23 protein-coding genes and 3 tRNA genes are annotated in these 25,004 nt (G+C 70.4%); 7 read left to right on the top strand and 19 right to left on the bottom strand.

Translation table 11 applies throughout. The features are described 5' to 3' along the window. Nucleotides 1-111: 111 nt before the first annotated feature. Nucleotides 112-429, bottom strand: coding sequence for a nucleoside triphosphate pyrophosphohydrolase (locus B0I31_RS17195; RefSeq protein ID WP_106616379.1), 318 nt, complete (start codon nt 427-429; stop codon nt 112-114). Between the two features lie 246 nt (nt 430-675). Between B0I31_RS17195 and B0I31_RS17190 the strand changes: the two genes are divergently transcribed. Genes B0I31_RS17190 through B0I31_RS17175 form a run of 4 tightly spaced genes read left to right on the top strand, consistent with a single transcriptional unit; the run spans nt 676 to nt 3,847 of the window. Beyond that, a complete protein-coding gene (locus tag B0I31_RS17190) occupies nt 676-1,371 on the top strand; it encodes an HIT family protein (RefSeq protein ID WP_181320208.1) in 696 nt (231 codons plus the stop codon). A gap of 3 nt (nt 1,372-1,374) precedes the next feature. Further along, complete coding sequence (thiL, locus tag B0I31_RS17185; RefSeq protein WP_106616377.1) at nt 1,375-2,451, top strand: thiamine-phosphate kinase; 1,077 nt, start codon at nt 1,375-1,377, stop codon at nt 2,449-2,451. Beyond that, nucleotides 2,448-3,215: a hypothetical protein gene (locus B0I31_RS17180; RefSeq protein WP_106616376.1), complete on the top strand. Its 768-nt coding sequence runs from the start codon at nt 2,448-2,450 to the stop codon at nt 3,213-3,215. The genes thiL and B0I31_RS17180 overlap by 4 nt, the downstream gene beginning before the upstream one ends. Next, nucleotides 3,212-3,847: a class I SAM-dependent DNA methyltransferase gene (locus B0I31_RS17175; protein WP_146173872.1), complete on the top strand. Its 636-nt coding sequence runs from the start codon at nt 3,212-3,214 to the stop codon at nt 3,845-3,847. The genes B0I31_RS17180 and B0I31_RS17175 overlap by 4 nt, the downstream gene beginning before the upstream one ends. Here the strand turns inward: B0I31_RS17175 and B0I31_RS17170 are convergent. From B0I31_RS17170 to B0I31_RS17130, 9 genes are all read right to left on the bottom strand, one after another. After that, on the bottom strand, nt 3,832-4,254 hold the full coding sequence (locus B0I31_RS17170; protein WP_106616374.1) for an HIT family protein: 423 nt from the start codon (nt 4,252-4,254) through the stop codon (nt 3,832-3,834). The genes B0I31_RS17175 and B0I31_RS17170 overlap by 16 nt on opposite strands. A 186-nt stretch (nt 4,255-4,440) precedes the next feature. Then, a complete protein-coding gene (gene cmk, locus B0I31_RS17165) occupies nt 4,441-5,091 on the bottom strand; it encodes a (d)CMP kinase (RefSeq protein WP_181320207.1) in 651 nt (216 codons plus the stop codon). Nucleotides 5,092-5,518: 427 nt separating this feature from the next. After that, nucleotides 5,519-5,591 (bottom strand) — tRNA-Arg (locus tag B0I31_RS17160). Nucleotides 5,592-5,630: 39 nt separating this feature from the next. After that, nucleotides 5,631-5,720 (bottom strand) — tRNA-Ser (locus B0I31_RS17155). 117 nt (nt 5,721-5,837) lie between these two features. Then, nucleotides 5,838-7,835, bottom strand: coding sequence for an acetoacetate--CoA ligase (locus B0I31_RS17150; RefSeq protein ID WP_106616372.1), 1,998 nt, complete (start codon nt 7,833-7,835; stop codon nt 5,838-5,840). Between the two features lie 59 nt (nt 7,836-7,894). Continuing rightward, nucleotides 7,895-8,659 carry an ESX secretion-associated protein EspG gene (locus tag B0I31_RS17145; RefSeq protein WP_106616371.1) on the bottom strand — a complete coding sequence of 255 codons (765 nt, stop codon included), beginning with the start codon at nt 8,657-8,659 and terminating at the stop codon, nt 7,895-7,897. After that, nucleotides 8,656-10,068 (bottom strand): PPE domain-containing protein, encoded by a 1,413-nt coding sequence (locus tag B0I31_RS42590; RefSeq protein WP_106616370.1) that lies wholly within the window; start codon nt 10,066-10,068, stop codon nt 8,656-8,658. The genes B0I31_RS17145 and B0I31_RS42590 overlap by 4 nt, the downstream gene beginning before the upstream one ends. After that, on the bottom strand, nt 10,068-10,715 hold the full coding sequence (locus tag B0I31_RS17135) for a hypothetical protein (protein ID WP_106616369.1): 648 nt from the start codon (nt 10,713-10,715) through the stop codon (nt 10,068-10,070). Before B0I31_RS17135 ends, B0I31_RS42590 begins: the two co-directional genes overlap by 1 nt. A gap of 134 nt (nt 10,716-10,849) precedes the next feature. Then, entirely contained in the window at nt 10,850-11,524 is a 675-nt protein-coding gene (locus tag B0I31_RS17130) for a dienelactone hydrolase family protein (protein ID WP_106616368.1), read from the bottom strand. Between the two features lie 121 nt (nt 11,525-11,645). Between B0I31_RS17130 and hisC the strand changes: the two genes are divergently transcribed. Further along, a complete protein-coding gene (gene hisC, locus B0I31_RS17125; protein ID WP_106616367.1) occupies nt 11,646-12,713 on the top strand; it encodes a histidinol-phosphate transaminase in 1,068 nt (355 codons plus the stop codon). Here hisC and B0I31_RS17120 read toward each other — a convergent pair. The 3 genes from B0I31_RS17120 to B0I31_RS17110 form a co-directional block, all read right to left on the bottom strand. Next, on the bottom strand, nt 12,703-13,452 hold the full coding sequence (locus tag B0I31_RS17120; protein WP_106616366.1) for a sulfite exporter TauE/SafE family protein: 750 nt from the start codon (nt 13,450-13,452) through the stop codon (nt 12,703-12,705). The two genes, hisC and B0I31_RS17120, sit on opposite strands and share 11 nt — an antisense overlap. Nucleotides 13,453-13,562: 110 nt before the next feature. Further along, nucleotides 13,563-14,465 carry a KPN_02809 family neutral zinc metallopeptidase gene (ypfJ, locus tag B0I31_RS17115; protein ID WP_106616365.1) on the bottom strand — a complete coding sequence of 301 codons (903 nt, stop codon included), beginning with the start codon at nt 14,463-14,465 and terminating at the stop codon, nt 13,563-13,565. A gap of 552 nt (nt 14,466-15,017) precedes the next feature. Further along, on the bottom strand, nt 15,018-16,751 hold the full coding sequence (locus tag B0I31_RS17110; RefSeq protein ID WP_106616364.1) for a bifunctional metallophosphatase/5'-nucleotidase: 1,734 nt from the start codon (nt 16,749-16,751) through the stop codon (nt 15,018-15,020). 133 nt (nt 16,752-16,884) lie between these two features. On the opposite strand from B0I31_RS17110, the gene B0I31_RS17105 reads away from it, so the two are divergent. Next, nucleotides 16,885-17,355, top strand: a complete 471-nt coding sequence (locus tag B0I31_RS17105; RefSeq protein WP_245949994.1) for a MarR family winged helix-turn-helix transcriptional regulator — start codon at nt 16,885-16,887, stop codon at nt 17,353-17,355. Nucleotides 17,356-17,414: 59 nt separating this feature from the next. Here the strand turns inward: B0I31_RS17105 and B0I31_RS17100 are convergent. The 6 genes from B0I31_RS17100 to B0I31_RS17075 form a co-directional block, all read right to left on the bottom strand. Then, nucleotides 17,415-17,501, bottom strand: a tRNA-Ser gene (locus tag B0I31_RS17100). Nucleotides 17,502-17,678: 177 nt separating this feature from the next. Further along, complete coding sequence (locus B0I31_RS17095) at nt 17,679-19,028, bottom strand: hypothetical protein (RefSeq protein ID WP_106616362.1); 1,350 nt, start codon at nt 19,026-19,028, stop codon at nt 17,679-17,681. A 185-nt stretch (nt 19,029-19,213) separates the two neighbouring features. After that, nucleotides 19,214-19,813, bottom strand: coding sequence for a class I SAM-dependent methyltransferase (locus tag B0I31_RS17090; protein ID WP_245949992.1), 600 nt, complete (start codon nt 19,811-19,813; stop codon nt 19,214-19,216). A 145-nt stretch (nt 19,814-19,958) separates the two neighbouring features. Continuing rightward, complete coding sequence (locus tag B0I31_RS17085) at nt 19,959-21,572, bottom strand: SdrD B-like domain-containing protein (RefSeq protein ID WP_146173871.1); 1,614 nt, start codon at nt 21,570-21,572, stop codon at nt 19,959-19,961. A gap of 157 nt (nt 21,573-21,729) precedes the next feature. Further along, entirely contained in the window at nt 21,730-23,259 is a 1,530-nt protein-coding gene (locus B0I31_RS17080) for a M28 family metallopeptidase (RefSeq protein ID WP_106616359.1), read from the bottom strand. A 63-nt stretch (nt 23,260-23,322) separates the two neighbouring features. Beyond that, complete coding sequence (locus tag B0I31_RS17075; RefSeq protein WP_106616358.1) at nt 23,323-23,970, bottom strand: GNAT family N-acetyltransferase; 648 nt, start codon at nt 23,968-23,970, stop codon at nt 23,323-23,325. A 56-nt stretch (nt 23,971-24,026) separates the two neighbouring features. Between B0I31_RS17075 and B0I31_RS17070 the strand changes: the two genes are divergently transcribed. After that, complete coding sequence (locus tag B0I31_RS17070; protein WP_106616577.1) at nt 24,027-24,995, top strand: NAD(P)H-quinone oxidoreductase; 969 nt, start codon at nt 24,027-24,029, stop codon at nt 24,993-24,995. The last annotated feature ends 9 nt before the right edge of the window (nt 24,996-25,004 follow it).

Raw genomic sequence — 25,004 nt, 5'->3', positions numbered from 1 at the left:
GCAGCCCGCCGGTTCTCCGTCTGAAGAACACAACCAGGATGGACGTCCCCCACCCGACCGGGGTGTCACACCGACCGGGATTGTCGACCAACTGGCTGCGGTGTCCGCCGGCTAGCGATTCCCGAGCCAGACAACGCCGCCCGCGAAGCCACCGCGTTCGACAGCCTTGCGGACGCGCGCCGCCTCGATCCGATCGAACGGGACGCCGTGGTGCGCGCTGATGGCGTGCACCACCTCCAGCACGTCGGCCAACTCCTCGACCAGGTCGTCACCGACCGCCCCTGCGGCTTCCACCGCTTCCTCGACCAGCTTCGCGATCAGTCTCTCCCGGTACTCGCCGGGAGTGGCACGGCGGACGACCGGGTCGCCGCCCTCGGCTCGGATGAGATCGGGCACCAGGTCGCGCACGAGCTTGCCGTCAGGGTCCACGGGATCGCAGCTTATCGGGCGCGATGAACCGGCGGCTCAGCCTTCACTCGAGCAGAAATCCACCTCGCCGGGGAATCCGAGACGTTCCGAACACCGCTGATCGACATTGTGACCCGCACAATTGCGGACATACACGTTAGTACCTTCGAGCTAAACTCGTCTCGGACCACCCAGCTCACCCCTAGCATGCGCGAAGATTCAGGCGGAGCCGATCCACACCCAGCGGGAGACGACCAGGGGGAAGCCATGGCCGGCGCGACACAGTGCACGGGCGCGGATTTTTGCGAAGAAATTTCCGGCGCCATCGACACCGCGTTCAACCGTTTCTACGATGGCGATCCACCATCGCGACGCGTGTATTCAACCGAGAACTTCGAGCTTTTGGCGGACATGTCGCCCCTCACCGCCGGTCACCTGCTGCTGCTCCCGAAGAAGCACTACCTCTCCTTCGCCCAAGTGCTGACCGCCTACCCGGGCGAAACAGAGGACCTGGTGCAGCGCATAGTCGAAATCTACGCGGAAACCTTCCGACAGCCGCTGGTCATGGAGCACGGGTCCGGTCCGGGACAGGACGACCACGCGTGCATCACCCACGCGCACTTGCACTTGCTGCCAGTGGACGGCGATGCGGTGGACGACCTCCTGCTCCGAGACGGCCTGGCCTACCAGGACCTGAACTCCATCAGCGAACTGGCGCAAGACCCCTGGCCGGGAGCGAGCTACTTCTTGCGCTTGTTCAACGGACGCTGCCGCGTCTACCTGCCGACCGTGCAGCAAAAGCGCCAGTACCTCCGCTCGGTGGCCGGCGCCGTCCTCTCGATCGAAGATCCCGAATGGGATTACGCAGTCGTCATGCGCAAAGACGATTTGCGTTCGACGATGCGGATGGTCGAACACTGGTCCGCCCGGCTCAGCTACGTCCGCTCGGATCCGGGAGCGTGACACATGTCCACCGAACCGGTGTTCTCCGACGAACCGACGCGGTTGGCCGACACGATCGTCCGGATCTTCGGCGACCAGGTCGGTGAATTCGCTCCCGTCAGGTGGCCGGAAGGGGGTGCGGTCGACCTGATCGCCGGCGCCGATGCGCAGGACGACTGCGCTGTGTTCAGGCTCAGCGGCGACCACGACTTGGTGGTCGGCTCGGACTACGTCCGCGGACCCAAGTTCCGCTTGTACGAAATGGGACACCTCGACGAGTACGACCTCGGGTACTACCTGGTGGCCGCGAACGTCAGCGACATCGCCGCCATGGGCGCCACCCCGATCGGCGTCCTGTCTGTTGTGCGCTACCCGCCGGACATGACGGACGACCTCTTCGAGCGTGTCATGCAGGGAATCCACGACGCCTGCTCGCGCTTCGGCTGCCTCAACGTCGGCGGCGACATCGGCGGTGCCGAGCGACTCATCCTCTCAGCCACCGCGCTGGGCGTCTGCCCGGGTGGCGGGTCACTGCTGCGGTCCGGGGCGAAACCCGGCGACGTCGTGTGCCTCACCTCGCCCACAGGCCTCGCGGGGGCGGCGATGGCCTACCTCCGCGCCGACAAGCCGGACGACGTCATAGACGAGCAGCACCTCGCCACGATGCTGGCCAACTGGAAACGTCCGCACGCACGGGTCCACGAGGGGCGGGCGCTGCGTGCCAGCGGGGTGGTGACGAGTTGCCAGGACACGTCGGACGGGCTCAAGGCCACGCTGGAGTCGATCGCGTCGGCGAGCGGGGTGGGCATCACCGTGCAAGAACGAGACCTGCCGATCCCCGAGGGGGTGGCGGCCGTGGCCGAGCACCTCGACCTGGACCCCCTGGGTGTCGTGATGGGCGACTCGGTCGACTTCGAACTCGTCTTCACCGTCGCGCGGGCAGAGGTCGAAGGGCTCGCCGAGCGGCTCGACTTCCACCGGATCGGCGTTGTGCGGCAGGACGCGGGTGTCGTGCTCGCCCGCGGGGACGGCACCGTGACACCACTGCCCGGCAAGGCGTGGCGTCACGTGTCGGACGACCCGGGCGGCCGCAGGGCATGAGGCGCACGACGGCCAAGGCGATCGACAAATCCTTGCTGCTGGTCACGACGTTGTTGCTCGCGGGGAAGACGTACAACGTGCCGTCCAAGGAGATCTGGGACGCGATCCTGCGCGACCGGTCGTACTTGATGTTGGTGCTCTTGGGCGTGGCAGGCGCCTTCGGCGCGCTCACGCCGTTCGAGGGTTGGCAGACGCGGTCGTTGGCCGACCGTAACGTGACGATGCGCCGGCGCGTCCTGTCGACCTTCGGCAGGCTGCTCGACATCGGGGGGCAGGTCCAGCCGCCGCTGGCCACCGGTGACCTGGCACTGCACATCTGGCGCAAGCGCAGGACTCTCCGCCACCCCGTGCAGGGCGTGCTTAAGCGGGTCGCCACCTACCGCATGGCCTCGTACCCGACGACGCGGAGCTTCTCCCCCCGCAAGGGGGTCGGCGTGGTGGGTCTGTGCTGGTTGTACGACCGCGAGGTCGACTTCGACGTGGAGCCGTTGGCCGCGCGGCTGACCGACGAGGCGGCGTTCGACCGTTTCGTCTCGCAGCACGGTCCAGAGGCGGTGATGAACCTGACGTGGAAGACGTTCGATGTCGTCAAGCACCGAGGCGCGGTGTTCGCGACGCCAATCAGGAACGGCCGCAACAAATTCGTCGGCTGCATCAGTGTGGACGCCAGTCACGGTCACGACGTGCTGCTCCGGCGCGACCTGCTCGAGGAGATGAGCAACCTCGGCATGGCGATCGGGCGCGAAGACTTCGAGTGCACATGACAGAGCCCGGCATCAGGGAGGTGGTCGCCCGCACGCGGGCGACATACAACCGGAACGCTGACGAGTACGCGACGACCACTGGCCGGTTGGCGCAGTTCCCGGGACTCGACCGGGAACTGGACCGCTTTCTCGACGCGCTACCGGCAGGCCCCGTGCTGGACCTGGGGTGCGGTGCCGGTCGCGACACCGAGTACCTCGTCCACCGCGGCGTGACGGTGATCTCGGGCGACTTGAGCGAGCGGCTGTTGACGATGACGCGCCTGCGGTGCGCACCGGCAGGCGTGGTGCAGTTCGACTTGACGTCCTTGCCGTTCCGCGACGGCGTGTTCGCGGGGGTCTGGGCGTGCGCGAGTGTCTTGCACATCCCCCGCCGCCACCACATCGAGGCTTTCCGCGAGGTTCACCGGGTGTTGCTCCCGGACGGGCTGGCCGCCATCAGCCTCAAGGACGGCGACGAGGAAGCCTGGATGACCGGAGGGCGGCTCTCCTTCCCGCGGTGGTTCTCGCTCAGGAAGCCGGACTCGGTGGTGCGTGAATTGCGCGAAGCGGGGTTCGTCAGGGCGGACGTCCACCCGAGCGGTCGCGGTACCTGGTTCATCGCGGAGGCGATGAAAGGTCAGGACCCCCACTGATCCGGGTCGGTGCCGGGGAGCACGTGGCGGACACCGCCGCGGGGGTCGGTCACGTCACCCGTGTACCTGGGGATGAGGTGGATGTGCAGGTGGTCCACCGTGCGACCGGCCGCGCGCCCTTCGTTGACCCCGATGGTGTAACCGGCGGGGTGGTACTTCGAGTCGAGCATCCGCTGCGCCAGCTTCACCATGCGGTAAGCCTCGGCGGCTTCCTCGTCTGTGAGGTCGAAGTAGGACTCCACGTGCCGCTTGGGCACCACTTCGACGTGCCCCTCCGCCGCCGGGTAGTTGTCCCACCTGACGTAGAACAGGTCACTTTCCGTCAACAGGTGGTTAATTGATTCGTCATAGATCTGACAGAACAGGCAACCGTCCTGTGCGGCCGTGGCGACCTCGGCGTTTTTCATTACTGCTGATTGCCCCATCAGACCTCTCGCTTCACACGTCACCACCGATTCGATCACTTGCCGTTCCGCCAGCATGGTCAACCTAGCGTGGTTCAGAGCCAGACTGAACCCTTTCGGCACACTTCGACCAACTCACCGGGTGAATGTCACGCAACTCTCCTGGTCACGCGTCCTCAAGCCTGACGATCATGGAATCGCCACCCCGCGACGTCGGCACAGCGAGGCCATGAGGTCGACCACTTGGGTCACCGCGAGGTCGGTGGTGTCAATAACGACGGCGTCGTCAGCCGGCACCAGGGGGGATGCGGTCCTGGACATATCGGCCTCGTCGCGACGCATCACGTCCCTCAGCACGTCCTCGTACGAGCCCGCACGCTCTTGGACGACGCGGCGAGCCGCCCTGGCCTCAGGTGTGGCGGTCAAGTAGAACTTGACGGGCGCGGCGGGGAAGACCACAGTGCCGATGTCGCGCCCCTCGACGACGCACCTGCCCTGGGCGCCGGCCCAAACGCGGACCAGCTCGGTCACCCGCCTGCGAAGCTCGGGGAACTTGGCCACGGCGGAGACCGCGACGTTGACGGCTCGCGAGCGGAGGTCCCCGGCGTCGTGCCGGTCGACCTCGAGAAGGCCCGCGGTCCGGCTCGACTCGATGAGCTCTTCGCACAAGGAGACCACAGCCGACTCGTCATCGACGGAAACACTCCGCCGTAACGCCTCAAAAGCGAGGAGGCGGTAGGTCCTACCGCTCTCCAGGTATTTCAGCCCGAAGGTCCCAGCGAGTGCGAGACAGGTCGTGGTTTTACCGGCGGCCGCAGGCCCGTCGACCGCTACGACCACGTGACTCAGGGCAACATTATCCACGGTTTCCCCTGCAAGAATCGTATGGCGGCCGAAGCCTGCGCATCACCAGGTCGCGAACATTACCACGAATAAGTTCCGCAAATATGCGGAGACGACGAGCAGATTGTGCGTTTCCGCTGAACAACGAGCATGCCTCACCCATTGGAGTCGTTCAGAAGCAAGCCAAACGAGACACAGTGACAGACTGTCACCAACACGTGTGATCACCAGGTGACCACCGCAGTGATCGCCCACGATGACGGTCCAACGACGCGGAGATGTCCCGACGCAGGCGTCGTGCCCGAGGCCGGCAAGGCGCGGCACCGAGGGACCGCCCTTCGATGATGCCGCCGCGAGGTGAGCTGCTGTCGCCGATGCGCTCAGGGCCCCTGCGGACGACTCTCCACAGGGGCCCTGAGCGGTGTGCGCTCGGCAGGATTCGAACCTGCAACCTTCTGATCCGTAGTCAGATGCTCTATCCGTTGAGCTACGAGCGCATCGTTCTTCAGTTGTCACCCGGCCGAAGCCGGGTGTTGCGGAGGCTCCGGGATTTGAACCCGGGATGGGCGGTAAACCCAAACCGCATTAGCAGTGCGGCGCCATAGACCAGACTAGGCGAAGCCTCCCGGAGCCCTCGGCTACGACGCATAGATTACACATGCCCCCGCCGCTCTAGCAAAACGCCCCCCTCTTTACCGCATCCGCGCTGGTCAGAGGGGGTGGAGGAGGGCGTTTCACGGGGGTCAGCCAGCGGTGGGGTGAGGTAGGTCTCGGGCCAGGTCGAGGAATGGGTGCAGGGCGGCCGGGTTGCGCAGGGCGTCCAGGCTGACGGCGCGCTCGGGTGGGGTGCCTGCCAGGATCTTCTTCACCGGGACCTCGCACTTCTTGCCGTTGAGGGTCCTCGGGATCTCGTCCACGGCCACGAACCGGTTCGGCACGTGGCGCGGGGAGAGGTTGGTCCGCAGTTCGGTCCTCAGGCGTGGTTCCAGGTCGGCCAGGGTGTGGTCTCCGTCCAGGACCAGGAAGCACAGCAGTTCGCCGTCTGTCTGGCCGGCGCCGGACGTGTCGATCACCAGGGAGTCGGCCACGCCGGGCAGGCCTTCGACGACCCGGTAGAACTCGCTGGTGCCCATGCGGACCCCGCCGCGGTTCAGGGTGGAGTCGCTGCGGCCGTAGATGACGGCCGAGCCGCGCCCGGTGATCCTGATCCAGTCGCCGTGGCGCCAGACGCCCTCGAACGTGGAGAAGTACGCCTCGCGCAGTTTCGCGCCGTCCTCGTCGCCCCAGAAGAACACCGGCATCGACGGCATCGGCTTGGTGATCACCAGCTCGCCGACCTCTTCGACCACGGGGACGCCGGACTCCGAGTAGGACTCCACAGCGGCACCCAGCGCGCGGCACGAGAGCTCGCCCAGCCACACCGGGAGGTCAGGGGCGGCGGCGACGAACGCGGTGCACAGGTCGGTACCACCGGAGACCGAGGCGATCTGGATGTCTGGACCGACGGCCGACGCGATCCAGCGGAAACCCTCGGGCGTGAGGGGTGCGCCCGTGGAGCCGACGACGCGCAGGCCCGTCAGGTCGTAGCGCTCGGCCGGGTGCAGGCCCTCCTTGAGGCACGACTGGATGTAGGGCGCGGACGTGCCGAAGTAGTTCACGCGGTGCTGCTCGGCCAGGTGCCAGAGCACGTTCAGGTCGGGGTGCGCGGGACTGCCGTCGAACAGCACGACCGTCGACCCGACCAGCAGGCCGGAGACGAGGAAGTTCCACATCATCCAGCCGGTGGTGGTGAACCAGAAGAACCGGTCGCCCGGCCCCAGGTCGCTGTGCAGCGCCAGCATCTTCAGGTGCTCGACGACGATCCCGCCGTGGCCTTGAACGATGCCCTTGGGCAGGCCGGTCGTACCGGACGAGTACAGCACCCACAGCGGGTGGTCGAACGGGACCGGTTCGAACTCCAGCGCGGCGTCGGCGTGCGAGGCCAGCAGGGAGTCCCACGTCACGGTGCCGGGCAGCGGGGTGCCGCCGACGTAGTCGACCACCACGGTGGCGCGCAGCGACGGGATCTCCGCCCTCAGCTTCTCCACCGTCGACCGCACGTCGAACGCCCGCCCGTTGTACCGGTACCCGTCCACGGCGACGAGCACGGTCGGCGAGATCTGGGTGAACCGGTCGGCGATGGCCCGCGCGCCGAAGTCCGGCGAGCACGACGACCAGGTCGCGCCGAGCGACGCCGCCGCCAGGAACGCGATCAGCGCCTCCGGCGAGTTCGGCACCAGCGCCACCACCCGGTCGCCACGCCGCACGCCCAGCTCGACGAACCCGGCGCGCACGGCGGCCACCCGGCGGCGCAGCTGCCCGTACGTGAGTTGCGACGACAGCCCGTCCTCGCGGTGGAACACGACCGCCAGGTCGTCGTCCGGGCCCCTGAGGGCGTGCTCGGCGTAGTTCAGCGTGGCACCGGGGAACCAGGACGCGCCGGGCATCACGGGCGCCTCCAGCACGCGCGTGGGCGCGCTGTGGAACACCACGTCGAAGAACTCCGCGATCGCGCCCCAGAACCCCTCCAGGTCGGAGGTGGACCACTCCCACAGCGACTCGTAGTCGGGGAGGTCCAGGCCCTTGGTCGAGGCGAGCCACGAGCGGAACGCGGTCATCCTGCTGCCCTGGACCCGGTCGGGGTCAGGGCGCCAGAGGACTTCCGCCTCGCCGGCGGCGGTGCCGGCACGCATCTCGGTCATACCTGAAGTTCCTAGCCGATCCGGCGGCCCGGAACCACAGCAGGCATCCACACACCGGATCAGTTCCGGCCGGCGCTCGCCACCAGTCCCTCGACCGCGGAGATCAGCCTCGTCGCGTCCGTGGGCGCGACGACGAGCCACCCGTCGTCCCGCCGCACGAGGTACCGGCCCTCGGCGGTGTCCAGCCACGAGATGACCGCGCCGGTCGGGTGCAGGTAGCCGGCCCGGTTGCGGGCGATCACGCCGACCTGGCCGCCGCCGCTGCGCGTGGTCACGGCACGCATCAGGGTGTTGGCCTCCGGCTCGCGCAGGCCGACCGCGCGCAGCGCGTCGAGGAACCCCTCGCTGCCGTCGTCCTGCCCGGCCTTGCCCGCGGCCAGGTAGTCGTCCCAGCGCACGTTGACCGACCGGCCGCTGCCGGGTGGCGCGGGCGGGAGGGTGTTGACCGTGGTGGCGGCCAGCGCGGTCGGCCGGAACCCGGCCACCTGCACCTGGTTGCCGAGCCTGCCCGCGAACGCGCCGTGCCACGCGGCCGTGGCCAGGCCGCGCGCCTGTGCGCCGCGCACGGTGAAGAACACCTCCAGGCCGATCTCGAACTCGGCCAGGCCGCGCAGCAGCCCGTACAGCTCCTCGTCCGGCCGCTGCACGGTGCCGAGGCCGCGCGCGGCCAGGTCGCGGGACGCGGTCTCGATCAGCGCGGCCCGTTCCCGCTGGGTGTGCCCGAAGTGCCTGGTGCCGAGCGGGACCGGGTGGGCGTCGCGGTGGACCGCCTGCCAGAGCAGGAAGAACTCCACTTCACTGAGCCGGAAGACGCGCTCGGTCACAGGCCGATCACCGGGGGTGCGGCCTTGCGGTCGACGCCGAAGACGTTGTCGTCGTCCTCCAGGTACCCGGGACGGTTGCGGTCCTTCTCGCCACCGCCACCACCGGCGACGGGCGGCGGCGCGGCCATCGGCGCGGCGCCGATCATGCCGGACTGCGGCGTCACCGACTTGGGTGCCTGGAACTGGCTGGTCACGCTGCCGGGGTTGCTGCCGGAGCCACCCCGGTCGGGGCCGAGCGCACCCGTGGCGCCACCGGGACCGGCCACCGGACCGCCGCCACCGCCGCCCGCCGCGCCGACCGGCGTGGGCATGACGGCGCGACCGCCGAACCCGCCGCGGCCACCGGCGAAGCCGCCGCGACCGAACTGGCCGGACGTGCCGCCGGGGCGCTGGTTCGGCGTGCCGCCGGGGTTGTTGACCACGGCGCCACCGCCACCGCCACCGACGCCGCCACCCCCGCCACCACCGTCGACGACGGGCGGGTTCGGCGTGACGACCACGGGCGGCGGAGGGGGCGGCGCGACCGGGTTGGTCGGCGGGCTGAACGACGGCACGGTCCGGTCGACCTCGTAGGAGTTGAGCTGGAACATCGCCATGACCTCGGCGGCCTGGCGGTGCGTCGCGTCCGCGGTGGCGACCGAGTCGATCGCGGGCGCGGCGATGCTGTCGATGCCGGTGAACGCGCCCGGTGAGCGCGTGGTCGGGTTGGAGATCAGGCTCTCCCCCGGCACGGAGGTCGGCGAGCGGAAGCCGGTGTCCTCGACCAGCCGGGTGCGCACCGACGGGGTGCGCGGCGTGGCGATCGGGGTCGGGGTGGCGGTCGTGGCCGAGGGCGCGTCGACGACCGGCGTGACGATCGGCGGCGCGGGTGCGGGCGGCGGCATCATCTCGCGCGCCGTCTGCACGTGGTCGATCTCGGTGGCGATGCACTTGGCCACGTTGTCGGCGTGCTCGCTGGTGTTCAGCGCCCACTTCTCCACCGACTCCAGCGCCTCGCGGGCGCGTTCGGCCGACTCGCCGGTCCACGCCTGGCTGGACCGGCCGATCGCCTTGGCCAGGTACTCCTGCACCTCGCCGAGGGCCTTGCCGACCGCGGCCCAGTCGGACTGGGCGCTGGCCGCGGCCTTGAGGTCGACGCCGGTGTTGATCATCTCCCACAGCTGCTGGTGGCTGTAGGTCATCCAGTCGACCTTCTGGCCGAGGTCGGTGGGCTTGTCGTGGCCCTGACCGCCACCATGACCACCGCCGTGGCCCTGGCCGTGACCGCCACCGCCATGACCACCGCCATGACCTTGACCGTGACCACCGCCATGGCCCTGACCGTGGCCCTGACCGCCGTGACCACCGTGCTGGCCGCCACCGTGGCCCTGGCCACCGCCGTGGTTGCCGCCGTGCCTGTTGTCGCCCATCAGCCCTTGGCCTCCCCCGCGGATCCGAAGGCGTCCGCAGCTTCGTCGTCGGCCCGTTCCAGGTTCCGCGCCGCTTCGCGGATGGTCTCCTCGACTTCGAACAGCACCTGCATGAAGTCACCGATCACGTTGACCGCCGACTCCTCGTTGCCCACCGCCACCTCGCGCAGCCGCCTGCTGATCGCGTCGCTCACCCAGTTGTTGCCGAACTTGAGGTCGACGTCGAGGTTGTTGACCGCGCGGCTGTGCACCTCGTCGACCATGCTGCGGGCCTGCGAGACCAGCTTGAGCAGGTCGTCGACGCCCTGCTTGTCCAGGTCGAGCTGCACCGAGCCCTTGTCCACCGCGTCCAGCGCGGTGGTGGCCTTGTCCAGGTCGGTCTGCGCCGCCTTCGCGAAGCTCTCCGCGACGGGCTTGACCACCTCGGGCTCGACCGCGGCCGGGGCGGGCAGGGTGACCGTGGCGCCGGGGTCGGCGGCCGGCGGCGGTGGAACGGCGGGCTCCGGTGAACCCGGTGGAGCGACAGGGGCGGCGGCCACCGGTGGCTCCGCCACGACCGCGGGCTGCGCCGCCGCGGACGGCGTGAAGCCCGGCGGGATCTGCACCGTCTGTGCACCCGCGAGTGGGACCGTGTTCCCGTCGCTCATCACTACCCCCTGCACTGCGATTCGCCGCGGGCCTACCGCGCGTTAGCCCGCGACGAGGAGAAAACCAGGCGTTCCGGACGCCTTCCTTAGATGTACCGGGAACGCGGTTCGGTTCCAAGCCGCCGACCAGAGGCTTAGCGAAGATGTGAGTCGAACCAGTTCAACGCCCGCTGCCAGGCCTCCGCGCTGACCTCGGGCGTGGTGTCGAACCGGTGGCTGGTGTGCGAGAACCGGACCACGTCGGTCGCCACGGGCGCCGCCGCGGCGTCGCGCAACTTCTCCACGTCGCTGAACGCGATCTCGGTGTCGTCGTCACCGTAGAGGCCCAGCCACGGGCAGGTCAGCTCCTCCGCGACCTCCACCAGCGACGGCAGCCCCTCGGCCAGCGGTTCGAGGATCCCACCACCTCCAACCGTCACCGCGGCACCGATGGTTCGGCTTCCCGCAACCACCATCGCGACCGATCCGCCCAGGTCGAAGCCCATGACACCCATCCGGTCCTGGCTGACGCCCTGCTGGCCGAGCCAGACGAACGCGACGTCGGTGTCGGCCAGCACGTCCTCGCCGGACAGCCCGCTCACCATCGCCGGCGCCTCGTCGCCGGACACCTCGTCGTAGAGGTGCGGCGCGACCGCCAACCACCCCTCGGCGGCGAGACTGCTCACCAACCCGCGGACGGTGTCGGTGACGCCGCGCGCCTCGTGCAGCACGACCAGGCCGCCGCGGACGGCGTTCTCCGGCTCGGCGACGGTCAGCCGCAGCTCACGGCCGTCGGTGAGGGAGAGCGTCTCGGTGCGGGTAGCAATCATGGCCCAACCCTTCCACGTGGGGGTGAACGGCAGTCAACGTGAGCATCCGTACGGCAGGTATGCCCCATCCGGGTCTTTCACCGGATAACGTCCAGCTCAGAACCCTGAAGGGAGCCCTTGGATGACCGTGCGAACCCGCGCCGACCTCGTCGCGCTGCCCGGATATGTGCCCGGTAAGACGATCCCCGGCGCGATCAAGCTGGCCAGCAACGAGGTGTCGGCCGGACCGCTGCCCAGCGTGGTGCGGGCGATCGCGGACGCGGCCACCGCCGTGAACCGCTACCCCGACACCGCCGCCACCGACCTCGTGGCCCGGCTGGCGGACAAGCTGGGCGTGCCCGCCGACCAGGTGGCCGTCGGCTGCGGCTCGGTGACGCTGTGCCAGCAGTTGGTGCAGGCGACCTGCACCGGGGCCGACGAGGTGGTGTTCGCGTGGCGCTCGTTCGAGGCGTACCCGATCATCACCGCGGTCGTCGGCGCCCGGCAGACCAGGGTGCCGCTGACCGGGGGCCACGGGCTCGACCTGGACGCGATGGCCGACGCGATCACCCCGGACACCCGGCTGGTGTTCGTGTGCAACCCGAACAACCCGACCGGGACGGCGTTGCGCGCGGCGGAGATCGAGCGGTTCATCGAGCGGGTGCCGTCCGACGTGCTCGTCGTGATCGACGAGGCGTACAAGGAGTTCGTGGACGACCCGGACGTGCCGGACGGCGTGGAGCTGGCCAAGGCGCAGTGGGCCGCGGGCCGGGACAACGTGGCCGTGCTGCGCACGTTCTCCAAGGCGTACGGGCTGGCCGGGCTGCGCGTCGGGTACGCGGTGGCCTCGCCCGCGGTGGCCGAGACGCTGCGCAAGGTCTACGTGCCGTTCAGCGTGAACGCGCTGGCGCAGGTCGCGGCGCTGGCGTCGCTGGACGCCGAGGCCGAGCTGATGGCGCGGTGCCGGGCGATCGTGGCCGAGCGGGCCCGGGTGCGCGGCGAGCTGCTGGCCGCCGGGTTCGAGGTGCCCGAGTCGCAGGCGAACTTCGTGTGGCTGCCGCTGGGCGAGCGGACCGCCGCGTTCAACGAGCACTGCCTGGCGCACAAGGTGGTGGTGCGGGCGTTCGTCGGCGACGGCGCGCGCGTCACGATCGGCGAGCCGGAGGAGAACGACGCGTTCCTGGCGGCCGCGAAGTCGTTCAGCGGGTGAGGATCTGAGTGATGGCCACGACTCCCACCACCACGATCACCGCGCGCAGCGCGACGGGTGGGAGTCGGCGGCCGACCTTCGCACCGAGCTGACCGCCGACCACCGAGCCGACCGCGAGCAGCAGCACGGCGAGCCACGCCACGTCGGCGATGAAGATGAACAGCACGCCCGCGACCAGGTTCACGAACGCCGTCAGCACGTTCTTCAGCGCGTTCATCCGCTGGATGTGCTCGCTCATCAGCACGCCCATGAGCCCCATCACCAGCACGCCCTGGGCCGCGCCGAAGTAGCCGCCGTAGATGCCCGCGAGGAAGATGCCGATCCACAGCGCCACGCCGCCGTGCTCGTGGCGTTCCCGTTCGGCGAGCTTGCGGTTGAGCCACGGCTGCGCGACCACCAGCACCAGCGCGATGGCGATCAGCACCGGCACGATCGCGGAGAACGCGTCCTCCGGCAGCACGACGAGCAGGATCGCGCCGCCCACGGCGCCCAGCACCGAGGCGGGCAGCAGCCGCTTCACCCGGCCCGCCTGCCCGGTCAGCTCGCGCCGGTAGCCGAACGCGCCGCTGAGCGAGCCGGGCACCAGCCCCAGGCTGTTCGACACGTTGGCCACCACCGGCGGGTAGCCGACGGCGAGCAGCACCGGGAACGTCACGAGGGTCCCGGAACCCACCACGGTGTTGATCCCACCGGCGAACACACCGGCCAGGACGACGACGATCGCCTCCAGCGTCGTCACGGCCACTCTCCCCTGGGTTGCGCGGTTGGTTAGCGACGCTAACACCACGATCGGTGGCACGCGGTGTGGCACGTGCGACACCGCGCGAGACCGCGCGCCCCTGAGCGGGCTCAGCCCAGGTTGTCGGTGTCGAACGTGTTGCAGCGCGCCGGGTCGCCGGTCTCGTAGCCGGTCGTGTACCACTTCTGCCGCTGCGCCGACGTGCCGTGCGTGAACTGGGTCGTGTCGACGTGACCGCCGCCCAGCTCGCCCTGGATGAAGTCGTCGCCGATGCGGGCCGCCGCGTCCAGCGCCGCGTTCACGTCGTCCTGCGTGACGCCGGTGATCAACGGCTGGCCGGACGACGTCGGCACGGTCTCGGCGTGGTTGGCCCAGGCGCCCGCGTAGCAGTCGGCCTGCAGCTCCAGCCGCACCGAGTCCGACTCCGGCCCGGAACCCTGGCGCACCCGGTCGGACGTGCCGAGCAGGTTCTGGACGTGGTGGCCGTACTCGTGGGCGAGGATGTACGCCTCGACGAACGGCCCGCCGGTCGCCCCGAACTTCTGCTGCATCTCCTGGAAGAACCCGAGGTCGATGTAGACCTGCGCGTCCGCGGGGCAGTAGAACGGCCCCACCGCGGACGACGCGCTGCCGCACCGGGTCGACACGCTGCCGGAGAAGAAGTTCGTCTGCGCGGCCTGGTAGGTGCGGCCCGACCGGGCGAACTGGTCGGTCCAGTAGGCCTGGATCGAGTTGATGAACGCCACCGCGCGGCAGTCGGACTCGCGGTTGGCGTCCGCGCCGGTGCGGCACTTCTCCTTGATGGCCTCGGACCCGACCTGCTGGCCCTGGCCGACGTCGCTGAACCCCGAGCCGGACGGCAGCTGCACGCCACCGCCGATCTGCGACAGCACGAAGTACAGGATCAGGCCGACGATGCCCAGCCCACCGCCGCCCAGGGCGACCCGGCCACCGACACCGCGTTGGTCACTGACCTGTGACGTGTCCAGCTCGGCACCTTCGTTGAACTGCACGGCACGTCCTCTCAGCCGAAGCACCGGACCCGGACAGCACGAGCCCCGGGTGCGGGGCCCGACGTCGGGGCACCGCACCCGGGATTTCCCATGTGGAAGTGACGAAACCTGCGTGACGAGGTCGGCGTGGACCGCGGTCGGCACCGACGGTGGAGACGGCGCCCTGAGACTTACCGGGTCAACATCGTCAAGCGCGGCGATGGCGCCGGTGGCGCCGTGCGCTCGAAACCTCGTCGGAACCGCTCACGTTCGCGATCGGGCCGGTCTGAAGACCGCTCCGCCCGCGGGGTTGCGGCTCGAACGCGGTTCGTCACCGCGAGGACTTACCTGCACCGCACCACCTACCCCTTCCGGGCGTGCCGCCGGCGGGTCAGCTCGGGTTCCGCCGGTGGCAGGTCCTGTGTCGAGCATGCGCCTGATCGGCGTGATGCACAACCGGAGCAGAAGCCCCTGAACTGGTGAAATGAGATTCGTCCGGCTCAGTGGGACAGTCGTCGCGCACCGTGAGCGCCCGGTGAGCGGGCTCGTGCGTGCCCGCTCACCGAGCGTGTGTCACGGCGTGGTGGTGATGCGGCCGAGCGCCGGCGGCGCGGTGTTCGGGTTCGCGGTCAGGTAGGCCGTGAAGCCGTCCAGGTCGATACCGCCACCGGTGATCTCGGTGCCGGCGGTGAACGCGCTGAAGCCGTCGCCGCCGCCCTGCAGGAAGCTGTTGATGGTGACCCGGTAGTTCGCGGCCGGGTCCAGCGGCGTCCCGTTGAGCACGATGTCCGACACCTTCGAGCCGATCGGCGCGGACGCCGACCACGAGTAGGTCAGGCCGGCGGACGGCTGCAGGATGATCTGCCGCTGCACGCCGTTGACGACCTGCCACTGCTGCTCCAGCGCCGCCTTGAGCTGCGCGCCGGTCAGCGTGACCGTCTGCAGGATGTTGCCGAACGGCTGCACGGTGAACGCCTCGCCGTAGGTCACCACGCCGTTGCCCTCACCGGCGGGCGAGGAGGCGTAGGTCAGGTCGGCGCGCACACCGCCCGGGTTCATCAGCGCGAGCACCGCGCCGTTGTCCGTGGTGGCGGCCAGCTGGGAGTCGGCGATCAGGTTGCCGAGCGCGGACTCGCCCGCCGCGTTCTGCGCGCGCGGGATGTCCTGGGCGATGGTGCCGACCGGGCGGTTGGCGATCGGGCCGGACTTCGACTTGGCCAGGTCGATGATCGCCTGGACCTCCGGGTCCGCTGCGACGTCCTTGGTCACCACGTGGTTGCGGGCGACCGTCGCCGAGCGGATGACCTCGCGGGTCCGCTTGTCGATCTTGAGGTCGACGACGGACAGCTCGCGGCCGAACGCCAGGCCCTCGATGAACGGGCGCGGGTTGCCCGCCGGGTCGGTCACCGTGCAGTTGTAGTGCTGGTGGCTGTGGCCGGAGAAGATCGCGTCGATCTTCGGGCTGACCCGCTCGGCGATGCTGCGGCCGGGGCCGCTGGGCACCGTGCGGCAGTCGTTCGGGCCGCCGCCGGAGGTGCTGTCGCCCTGGTGGATGAGCAGCACGATCGACTTCACGCCGAGCCAGTTGAGCAGGTCGGCGTACCGGTTGGCGGCGGCGACCTCGTCGCCGAACTCCAGCTCCTTGATGCCGTTCGGGTCGACCAGGATCGGCACGTCCTTCAGCGGCATGCCGATGAACCCGATCGGCACGCCGTCGCGGAACTCCACCCAGAACGGCGGCAGCGCGGGCCGGTCGTTCGCCGCCAGCGTCACGTTCGCGCCGAGGATCGGGAAGTCCGCGCCCTCGTAGGTCTCGCGGAACTGGCAGCCGTCCGCCGGGTGGCAGCCGCCGCGCTGCATCCGCAGCAGCTCCTGGTAGCCCTCGTCGAACTCGTGGTTGCCGGCGGCCGTGGTGTCCATGCCGAACCGGTTGAGGACCTCGATCGTCGGCTCGTCGTGGAACAGCGCGGACACGATCGGGGACGCGCCGATCAGGTCGCCCTGGCCGACGATCACCGAGTTGCGCACCTCGGCCTGGAGGTTGCGGATGTGGGTGGCGTTGTAGGCGGCGCCACCCGCTTCGACCTGCGTGCCGTCGGACAGCGTGACGCGGCCCGAGGAACCCGTGGGCGGCTCGATGTTGCCGTGCAGGTCGTTGATGCCGATCAGGCGGACGTCGACGGTGCGCGCGGGCCGGTTGTCCTTCTCGGCCGTCGCCGGGTTCTGCACGAGCGTGACCGCCAGCGCGGCCGCCGCCGTGACCGCGAGCGCGGCGGAGCGCTGCGCGGTGCGTCTGAACGAGGTCATGGGGTGGGTCCTCCCTGCGGCGCCCCGGTAGGAGGGCGCGGTACGGCGCAGGAGTTTGCCTCGCCGAGCTGACCGGCACCAGACATGCCGGTGGATCGTCCGTTAACGGATATCTGCGGCCTAACCTTGTGGGGTGACTGAGCAGGAGCCGCGGTGGCTCGACGATGGGGAGATGCGCGCCTGGCGCAACTACGTGATCGGTGCGTCGATGCTCGCCGACCGGCTGCACCGGGAGCTGCAGGACGGGCACGGGGTGTCGTTGGCCGACTACGAGGTGCTCGTGCGCCTGTCCGAGCGGCCGGGGCGGCGGATGCGGATGTCGCAGTTGGCGGACGAGGTGGCGTCGTCCAAGAGCCGCGTGTCGCACCAGGTGGCGCGGATGGAGCGGGAGGGGCTGCTGCGCAGGCGGGAGTGCCCGGAGGACGGCCGGGGCGTGTTCGCGGAGCTGACCGACGAGGGCATGACCCTGCTGGAGACGTCCGCGCCGACCCACGTCGAGGGCGTGCGCGAGCACATGATCGACCTGCTGTCGCGCGACGAGCAGGAGGTCGTGGCCAAGGTCTTCGACCGGATCATCACGCACCTGCGCGAGCTGGACGCGTAGCCCTCGAACGCGGCAGCGCCCCGCACCCGGTGGAGGGTGCGGGGCGCTGCGCGTCGACGCGGTAGCGGTGGGATTTGAACCCACGGAGGGGATCAACCCTCGCACGTTTTCAAGACGTGTCCCTTAGGCCGCTCGGGCACGCTACCTCTGCCGGGAGCCTAGCCGACTGGCGTCGCCGGCGAGGCACACCCACCGCCGCTCCCGCGCGGGGTGGGCCGACCGCCGCTCCGCCGCTCCCCCGCGAACGGAACGTGCGAGGCCCCCGTACCGGGACCTCGCACGTCTCTACCGCGGTGCCGGTGTGGTGACCGGCGGGTGTTCGATCAGGCGAAGATGCCGAACGCGTCGACGACCAGGTGCGTCGTGCCGGCGTTGTTGTAGAACTCGTGCGCGGGGTAGTACTTGTTGGTGATCTCGTCGTACGCGGTGCCGAGGCGGACCGTGGCCATGTTCGGCGAGGTCTGGCGCGGGGCCAGGTTCAGCGCCGAGGTGCCGGGACGGCTCTGGCCGGCCGGGTACGGCGTGACGTAGGTGTTCGCGGTCGGCTCGGTGCCGGTCAGGTTCAGCAGCAGGCTGTTGCCCGCGACCAGCTCCTCGTCCAGGTAGAACAGGGTCAGCGTGCCGCCCGGCTGGATCGGGTTGGCGTCGTCGCGGGTGTCGAACACGCGACCGGGGCTGACCGGGAAGAAGTCCGCGCCGCCGGTCTCGGTCGCCAGGTAGTACCCGGTGATGTCGACGATCAGGTTCACGTTGCCCGCGTTGTTGAACAGGTTGATCCTGCGGTCGGACCCGAGCGCGACGGTCACGCCGTTGGGCGTGGCGGCGTTCGGCTCGACGTTCAGGCTCGACGCGGTCGGCCGGGACGTGCCGGTCGGCCACGCGGTCACGTAGGTGCTCGCGGTCGCGTCGACACCGGTGATGTTCAGCGCCACGGCCGAGGCGCCGGACGGCACGCCGAAGGCGCTGAAGTCGATGGCGCGGGACTCGCCGCCGGAGAACCGCCCGCCGGTGTTGCGGGAGTCGTACACGCGGGTCGGACCGGTGGCGAAGTAACGGCCGGGGGTGACGGCGGCGGTGCCCGGGTTGTCGAAGACGTAGTAGCCGGCCAGGTCCGCGATCAGGTGGGTGCTGCCCGCGTTGTTGTACAGGTTGATGGTGTGGTTGAGCGACACCCAGCTGGTCACCGAGTTGGCGCGGGTCTCACCGGGCACCAGGTTCAGCGTGGACACACCGGGGCGCGGGATGTCGGCGCCGCCCTCCCACACCGTCACGTAGGTGGAGCCGGTGGGCGAGGTGCCGGTCACGTTCAGCACGACCGCGGCGGTGGTGTCCGGGAGGTCGGGCACCGCGACCTCGATCCGCCCACCCGGGCCGACCGGCGAGGTGCCCGGCTTGCCGACACCGAGGCGGGTGTCGAGGATCCGTCTGGGCGGGGTCGGGACGAACCGGGTGCCGACGTACTCCGCGGCCGCCTCGGCTTCCCGGCCGGTGGTCTCGGCCGCCTTCGTGCCGTACGGACGGCCGACGCGACCGGTGCGGTCGAGCTTGACCTCGGTGCGGGCGACCTGGTCCCCGTTGTGGGCGGACGCGGGCTCGGCGGTGGCCGGAGCCGCGGCCGACACCACGGCAGCGGTCGCCGCGACGGCGACCAGCAGCGCAGCGGAACGACGCATTGATCCTCTTCCTCAGAGCAAGGTGAATGAAAGGCGTCGGTCTACCAGCCAGTCCGTGACAGAGACACGCGGACGTCGGCAGCGCGCAGCGCGACCCCCCTGTGGGACGAGCCCCCGACTCGACCGAACAGGCCGGACACTACCTGAGGGGTACGACAGTCCGAAAGCGAAATGCGGTCGGCTCCTCAGTTCTCGGGCTTGACCGCGATGTGCACGAATTCGTTGTACGTGAACACCTTCCCGGCCGCGCGCGGGAACGGGAAGGACATGCGGTCGCGCTCGACCAGCCCGAGCTGGGAGGTGACGTCCGCGAGGCCGTCGAGGTCGGTGAACGCCACGTGCGTGGGGTCGGACTCGTAGCCGCGCTCCTGCGGGCAGATGAGCACCAGCAGGCCGCCGGGCGCGAGGAACTCGACGTAGCCGCGCAGGATCTCCACGGCCTCGGGGCGCGGCATGTGCTCGACCAGGTGCGCCGCCAGCATGCCGCCGAAGCGGCCGGGCTTGGCGTACTCGGTGTCGAAGAACTCGTCCGTGGTGAACGCGGTCAGGCCCATGTCGCGGCACGTCTGCACCGAGTGCGGGTTGTGGTCGACACCGACGCCGTTGGGCTCGAGGTGCTTGAGGTTGCGGCCGATGCCGCAGCCGACGTCGAGCACCGTGCGGTCGCCGAAGATGCGGCGCACGTTCCAGCGGTACGGGGCCTGGACGTTCAGGACACGCTTCCAGGGCAGGTTCTGCAGGCGCGCGAGCCGGTCCGTGTAGTCCTGACCGTCAGTCTTGTCCACGGTCATAACAGTAGACGACGGTGAGACCGGGGCCACCACCCCGACCCGGCTGTCCCGCCGGCGGGACAGCCGGCGGGCGGCCCTCACGGGAGGGACCGCCCGCCGCCGGTGGTCGGGCGCCGATCAGGCCCGCGCCCGCGCCGCGTCACCCGCCGGCGCGGCGGACGTTCGTCAGGTCCGGACCGGGCACGAGCGGTGACCAGCTCTCGGCCTGGCAGTTCCCGCAGGTGCCCGCGAACACGATGAACCCTTCGCCCCCGAGGTACCTCCACGAGCCGCGGAAGCGCACCTTGTACGGGCCGGAGGGCACGTTGTCGAAGCGCACGTGCCCCTGAGCGTCGGTACGGCCCTGGGCCACGATCCTGCCGGTGATCGCGTCCGTCAGGTCCATCGCCAGGCCGCCGATCATCTCGTCGGCGTCGCCGGTCCGGTCGTGGTCGCGGTCGTGGTAGAAGGCCATGCGGACGGTCACGGCGGGGCCGGGCACCTTGGCCAGGGCGTAGGCCCGAGGGCGGCCGTCGATGCCGTCCGCTCCCGGACCGAAGTCGCAGGGGTACCCGACCGCGCCGTACTCGGCGGTCTCCGCCGAGACGCTGCCGCTGACGGTGACCGCGAGGGACTGGCCCGCCGGCACCGTGACGCCGGCCGCGTGCCACCCGAGGTCGCCCAGGGCGACGTCGCGCAACTCCGGGCCCTCGCCACCGCTGCGGTCGCAGCCCGCCTTGATGCCGACGAGGTCCGTGGTGCCGGAGTTGGTCAGCGTCACGACGATGTCGGCGCGGTCGCCGACCTGGTAGACGTCCCGGGTGAACCTCATGGTCACGGACAGCTGGTCGGTCAGCGGGCGCTCGCCGCGCAGCACCAGGTTCGCGGCCGAGCCGCTGCCGTCCACCGCGACCCGCGAGTACGACGGCTCGACGACCCAGCCGTCCGGCTCGTCGGTGATCCGGAGCGTGTAGACCTGCACCGGCAGGCCCGCGAACCGGAACCGGCCGTCGGCATCGGTCGTCGCGTGCAGGTCCAGCTCGCCGGACGCGTCGTACGCGTCGGCGTTCACGTGGACGCCCGGCAGTTGTTCGCCGGCATCGGGCGCGCCGTTGCCGTTGCGGTCGCCGTAGACCAGGCCGGCCAGGGTGTCCTCGGCCGAGCCGGGGTTGCGCAGCGGGATCGAGAGGTCGGAGTAGGCGCCCGTGGTGTTGCCCTGGACGAGGGTGAACCGGACCACCGGGGCCCCGGACCACTGCCAGGTGTCGCCGCGGACGGTGAGGACGCGCTCCTGGCCGGCGGGCAGGGTGGCGCCGGGTCCGGGCCCGAGGGCGAAGTCGCCCCAGTCGGAGTACTGGACGGAGAACGTGGACCCGGAGACCGTGTACGCGTTCGCCTTCACGCCGACTGCCTCGGTGTCGCCGGTGTTGGCGATCCTCACCTCGACCGGGACCTGCTCGCCGACCAGGAACGGGCCGGCGGCGACGGTGGCCGAGATCGAGAGCCGCGCGGCGGAGGCCGTGGGCGACGTTGCCGTCGGTGCGGCCGGCTGAGCTGCCGCGGCCTGAGCGGCGCCGGTGTGCGCCGAGGTCGGTGTGGTCACGACCGGTGGTGCGGTGGTGCTCGACGGAACCGGCTGCGCCGCGCCGGCCGTGGCGACCGGCGGTGTCCCGGTCTGCTGGGCGTGTGCCGCGGCGGACAGCGTCGCGGTGATGGCGAGGGTGGCGACCACGGCGAGGGATCTTCGCGTGGCGACGCGCTTCGAGAGAGTCAAGACCAGGCCCCCCTGAACGTGGTTTCGGGTGGCGGCAACCTAGCCGACGCACGATCACCACCGCACCCCTCTGTCCTCTGTGGAGGGTCGTGGTCGGGTTGGCGAAGGCCGGTCCCCCGTGAGGGAGACCGGCCTTCGTTACCCGCTCGGACGTGTCCTACGCCACGTCGGCGTGCGAGTGGTGGTGCTCCTCGACGTGCAGCGAACGCAGCGAAGCCGCCCGCGCCTCGGCGCGCTGCGACCGGGCCGGCACGCCGTTCACGCTCTCGGTGCTGATCGCGTACGACGCCGTCACCCACGCCAACGCGTCGGAGTTGCGGTCCAGCGCGAGGCGGTCCACGTTGCCCAGGGTGTCACCGGAGCCGTGGTAGTTGGGGTCGTAGGCGATACCCGCCGTGCCGCCCCACTTCGCCGCCTGCGCCTCGGTCTTGATGCCCTCGGCACCGGTGAACAGGCCACCCGCCGGGATGCCCTGCGCGATGAACTCGCCGTAGTCCGACCGGCCGGTGAAGTCGGTGCCCTCGGTCTGCACGCCCTTCTCGACCGTCAGGTACTCCACGAACGCCTGCTCGATCTGGCCCGAGCCGTACGGGCCCGCGCCCGCGCCGACGCCGTCCGAGTTGTCGCCGTCGTAGACGAAGTACGCCGCGTTGGGCGAGCCGATCATGTCGAAGTTCAGGTACAGCGCGATGTCCAGCTGCTGCTCGAAGGTCAGCGCCTGCACGTACTTCGTGGAGCCGACCAGGCCGAGCTCCTCGGCGCCCCACCAGCCGAACCGCACCGCGTTGTTGACCTTCGGCGAACCGCCCAGCTTCAGCGCGGTCTCCAGCAGGCCGGCCGAGCCGGTGCCGTTGTCGTTGATGCCCGCGCCGTTCTCGACGCTGTCGAGGTGGGCGCCCGCCATCACGACGTTGTCCGTGCGGCCGGTCTTCGTCTGCGCGATCACGTTGCGGGAGACGCGGTCTTCCTCGTGGTAGCGCAGGTCGACGGTCACCGCCTGGCCGCCGAGCTGGGCCAGCGCGTTGCCGTCCGCCTGGGTGACGCCGCCGGTGGGCACGACACCCGGCGCGCCGAGCGTGACGCCCGACAGCGTGCCCTCGCGGTTGTTGGAGATGATCACCGCGATGGCGCCCGCGGCGGCCGCGTTGCGGTGCTTGACGTCGAACGTGCAGGAGCCGCGGCGGATCAGGGCGATGCCGCCGGCGAAGTCCTGCCCGGCGAAGTCGGACGCCTCGCAGCCCGGGGTCGTGTCCTCGGGCACCACGCGCAGCGGGCCGGTGACGCCACCGACCGGCGTCTGCGGCGAGAACTCCAGCGGGATGTTCTCGTAGGTGGTCGAGCCGACCTTCGCGGTCGCGGCGTCGGTGATCTGCACCGGGTAGGTGAACTCCGGCGTGGTCACGTCGAAGCCCGCGCCGCGCAGCTTGCCCGCCACGTAGTCGACGCTGGCGTCGTAGCCGGACGTGCCCGCGGCGCGGTTGCCGCCGTTGCGGTCGGCGATGCGCTGGAAGGCGATCAGGTGGCGGTGCACCCCGTCCGCGGTGACGTTCTTGGTGAGGTTCTTGGCCAACTTCGGGCCGTCGAGCGTCGCGGCCGACGCGACGTTGACGGCCGGAACGGCGACCAGTGCGAGGGACGCTGACGCCGCGAGGATCGCCGCGCGTCGGATCCCGGTTCTACCTGACATGATCGAGTTCCCCTTACACTCGGATGCCGAACCCTCACAAGTCACGGGGGTGAGCGCAATCCGTCACTCGGCGGGTTCTCGCCCTGTGAGCAGGGGCAAGCACGGCGTGACACCGGTCACCCGCAGTGCCCAGTCGGGTCGGCGGAACGTGCCCGGGGTCACCAGCAGCCGGGTCTGCCGAGCCGGTTCACCCCGCCGGACCTGCGTGAACGTGCCGTCCGGCCGGTAGCCGAGCTTGCGGCTCACGCCGTGCGAGGCGAGGTTGTCGTCGAACGCGCTCGACCGCGCCGCCACCGCGCCGAGGTGGTCGAACGCGAACACCAGCACGGCCGCGCGCATCTCCGTGCCGATCCCGTCGCCCTGGTGCCGCAGCCCGATCCACGACCCGCTCGTGACCTCGCGCAGGACCGGGAAGTCGTCGGCGCCGAGCGACTGCACCCCCACCGCGCGGCCGTCCAGGCGCACGATGAAGTTCACCGTCCACCGCTGCGGCGAGAGCCTCGACCGCACGTCCCAGAAGTGCTGGACGGTGTTGAGGCCGAGCCGCTCACGTGGCGCGTCGGTCCACTCCACGCCGAACGGCATCCGGTCGGGCGGGTGGACGCCGTCGAGCGCCAGGTCCGCCAGTTCGGCCAGGCCCTCGTCGTCGTCGGGGCGCAGTTCGAGGCGTGGAGTGTTCAGCACCAGGTTGCGGAACGGCCAGTGGTCCATGCCCGTCGATGGTGACGACCGCGCGCCCGCCGGGCGACCGGATTACCGTCGTCGGCATGCGTGCGATCACCATTCGTGAACCCGGCGGGCCCGACGCGATGGCGTGGACGGAGGTTCGGGACCCCGAACCGGGACCGGGAGAGGTGCTCCTCGACGTGGCCGCCACCGCGGTGAACCGCGCCGACCTGCTGCAACGCCAAGGCCACTACCCGCCGCCGAAGGGCACGTCGGACGTGCTCGGCCTGGAGTGCTCGGGCACGGTCGCGGCGCTCGGCGAGGGCGTGACGGAGTGGCGGGTCGGTGACGAGGTGTGCGCGCTGCTGGCCGGCGGCGGGTACGCGGAACGGGTCGTCGTCCCGGCCGCGCAACTCCTGCCCCTGCCGGCGGGCGTCGACCTGGTGACGGCCGCGTCGCTGCCCGAGGTCGCGTGCACGGTGTGGTCGAACGTCGTGATGGTGGCGGGGCTGGCCGGCGGCGAGACGTTCCTGGTGCACGGCGGGGCCGGCGGCATCGGCACGCACGCCATCCAGGTCGCCAAGGCGCTCGGTGCGCGCGTCGCCGTCACGGCGGGTTCGGCGGAACGGCTGCGGCGTTGTGCCGAGCTGGGCGCGGACGTCCTGGTCGACTACCGGGAGCAGGACTTCGTGGCCGAGGTCGGGCGGGCGGACGTCGTGCTGGACAACATGGGTGCCGCCTACCTGGACCGGAACGTGGACGTGCTCGCGCCGGACGGCCGGTTGGTGATCATCGGCATGCAGGGTGGGGTGAAGGGTCAGCTGAACATCGGCAAGTTGTTGTCGAAGCGGGCGAGCGTGACCGCGACCGGGCTGCGGTTCCGGCCGGTGGACGGTCCGAGCGGCAAGGGCCGGGTCGTGGCCGAGGTGCGTGAGCACTTGTGGCCGTTGATCGCGTCGGGGCGGGTCAAGCCCGTCGTGCACGACGTGCTGCCGGTCGAACGGGCCGCCGACGCCCACCGGGCCCTGGAGGGCGGCGACGTGTTCGGGAAGCTCGTGCTGAAGGTCTGAAGCGGCCCG

This window comes from Saccharothrix carnea (assembly GCF_003014735.1).
Classification (GTDB): domain Bacteria; phylum Actinomycetota; class Actinomycetes; order Mycobacteriales; family Pseudonocardiaceae; genus Actinosynnema; species Actinosynnema carneum.
Note: the sequence above shows the minus strand (reverse complement) of the source record. Positions and strands in the feature narration are given on the sequence as shown.

Coding starts and splice junctions, on each gene's coding strand:
- B0I31_RS17190 (WP_181320208.1), top strand. CDS start 676: ATGGCCGGCGCGACACAGTGCACGGGCGCGGATTTTTGCGAAGAAATT.
- thiL (WP_106616377.1), top strand. CDS start 1,375: ATGTCCACCGAACCGGTGTTCTCCGACGAACCGACGCGGTTGGCCGAC.
- B0I31_RS17180 (WP_106616376.1), top strand. CDS start 2,448: ATGAGGCGCACGACGGCCAAGGCGATCGACAAATCCTTGCTGCTGGTC.
- B0I31_RS17175 (WP_146173872.1), top strand. CDS start 3,212: ATGACAGAGCCCGGCATCAGGGAGGTGGTCGCCCGCACGCGGGCGACA.
- B0I31_RS17170 (WP_106616374.1), bottom strand. CDS start 4,254: ATGAAAAACGCCGAGGTCGCCACGGCCGCACAGGACGGTTGCCTGTTC.
- B0I31_RS17150 (WP_106616372.1), bottom strand. CDS start 7,835: ATGACCGAGATGCGTGCCGGCACCGCCGCCGGCGAGGCGGAAGTCCTC.
- B0I31_RS42590 (WP_106616370.1), bottom strand. CDS start 10,068: ATGGGCGACAACAGGCACGGCGGCAACCACGGCGGTGGCCAGGGCCAC.
- B0I31_RS17135 (WP_106616369.1), bottom strand. CDS start 10,715: ATGAGCGACGGGAACACGGTCCCACTCGCGGGTGCACAGACGGTGCAG.
- B0I31_RS17130 (WP_106616368.1), bottom strand. CDS start 11,524: ATGATTGCTACCCGCACCGAGACGCTCTCCCTCACCGACGGCCGTGAG.
- hisC (WP_106616367.1), top strand. CDS start 11,646: ATGACCGTGCGAACCCGCGCCGACCTCGTCGCGCTGCCCGGATATGTG.
- B0I31_RS17110 (WP_106616364.1), bottom strand. CDS start 16,751: ATGACCTCGTTCAGACGCACCGCGCAGCGCTCCGCCGCGCTCGCGGTC.
- B0I31_RS17095 (WP_106616362.1), bottom strand. CDS start 19,028: ATGCGTCGTTCCGCTGCGCTGCTGGTCGCCGTCGCGGCGACCGCTGCC.
- B0I31_RS17080 (WP_106616359.1), bottom strand. CDS start 23,259: ATGTCAGGTAGAACCGGGATCCGACGCGCGGCGATCCTCGCGGCGTCA.
- B0I31_RS17075 (WP_106616358.1), bottom strand. CDS start 23,970: ATGGACCACTGGCCGTTCCGCAACCTGGTGCTGAACACTCCACGCCTC.
- B0I31_RS17070 (WP_106616577.1), top strand. CDS start 24,027: ATGCGTGCGATCACCATTCGTGAACCCGGCGGGCCCGACGCGATGGCG.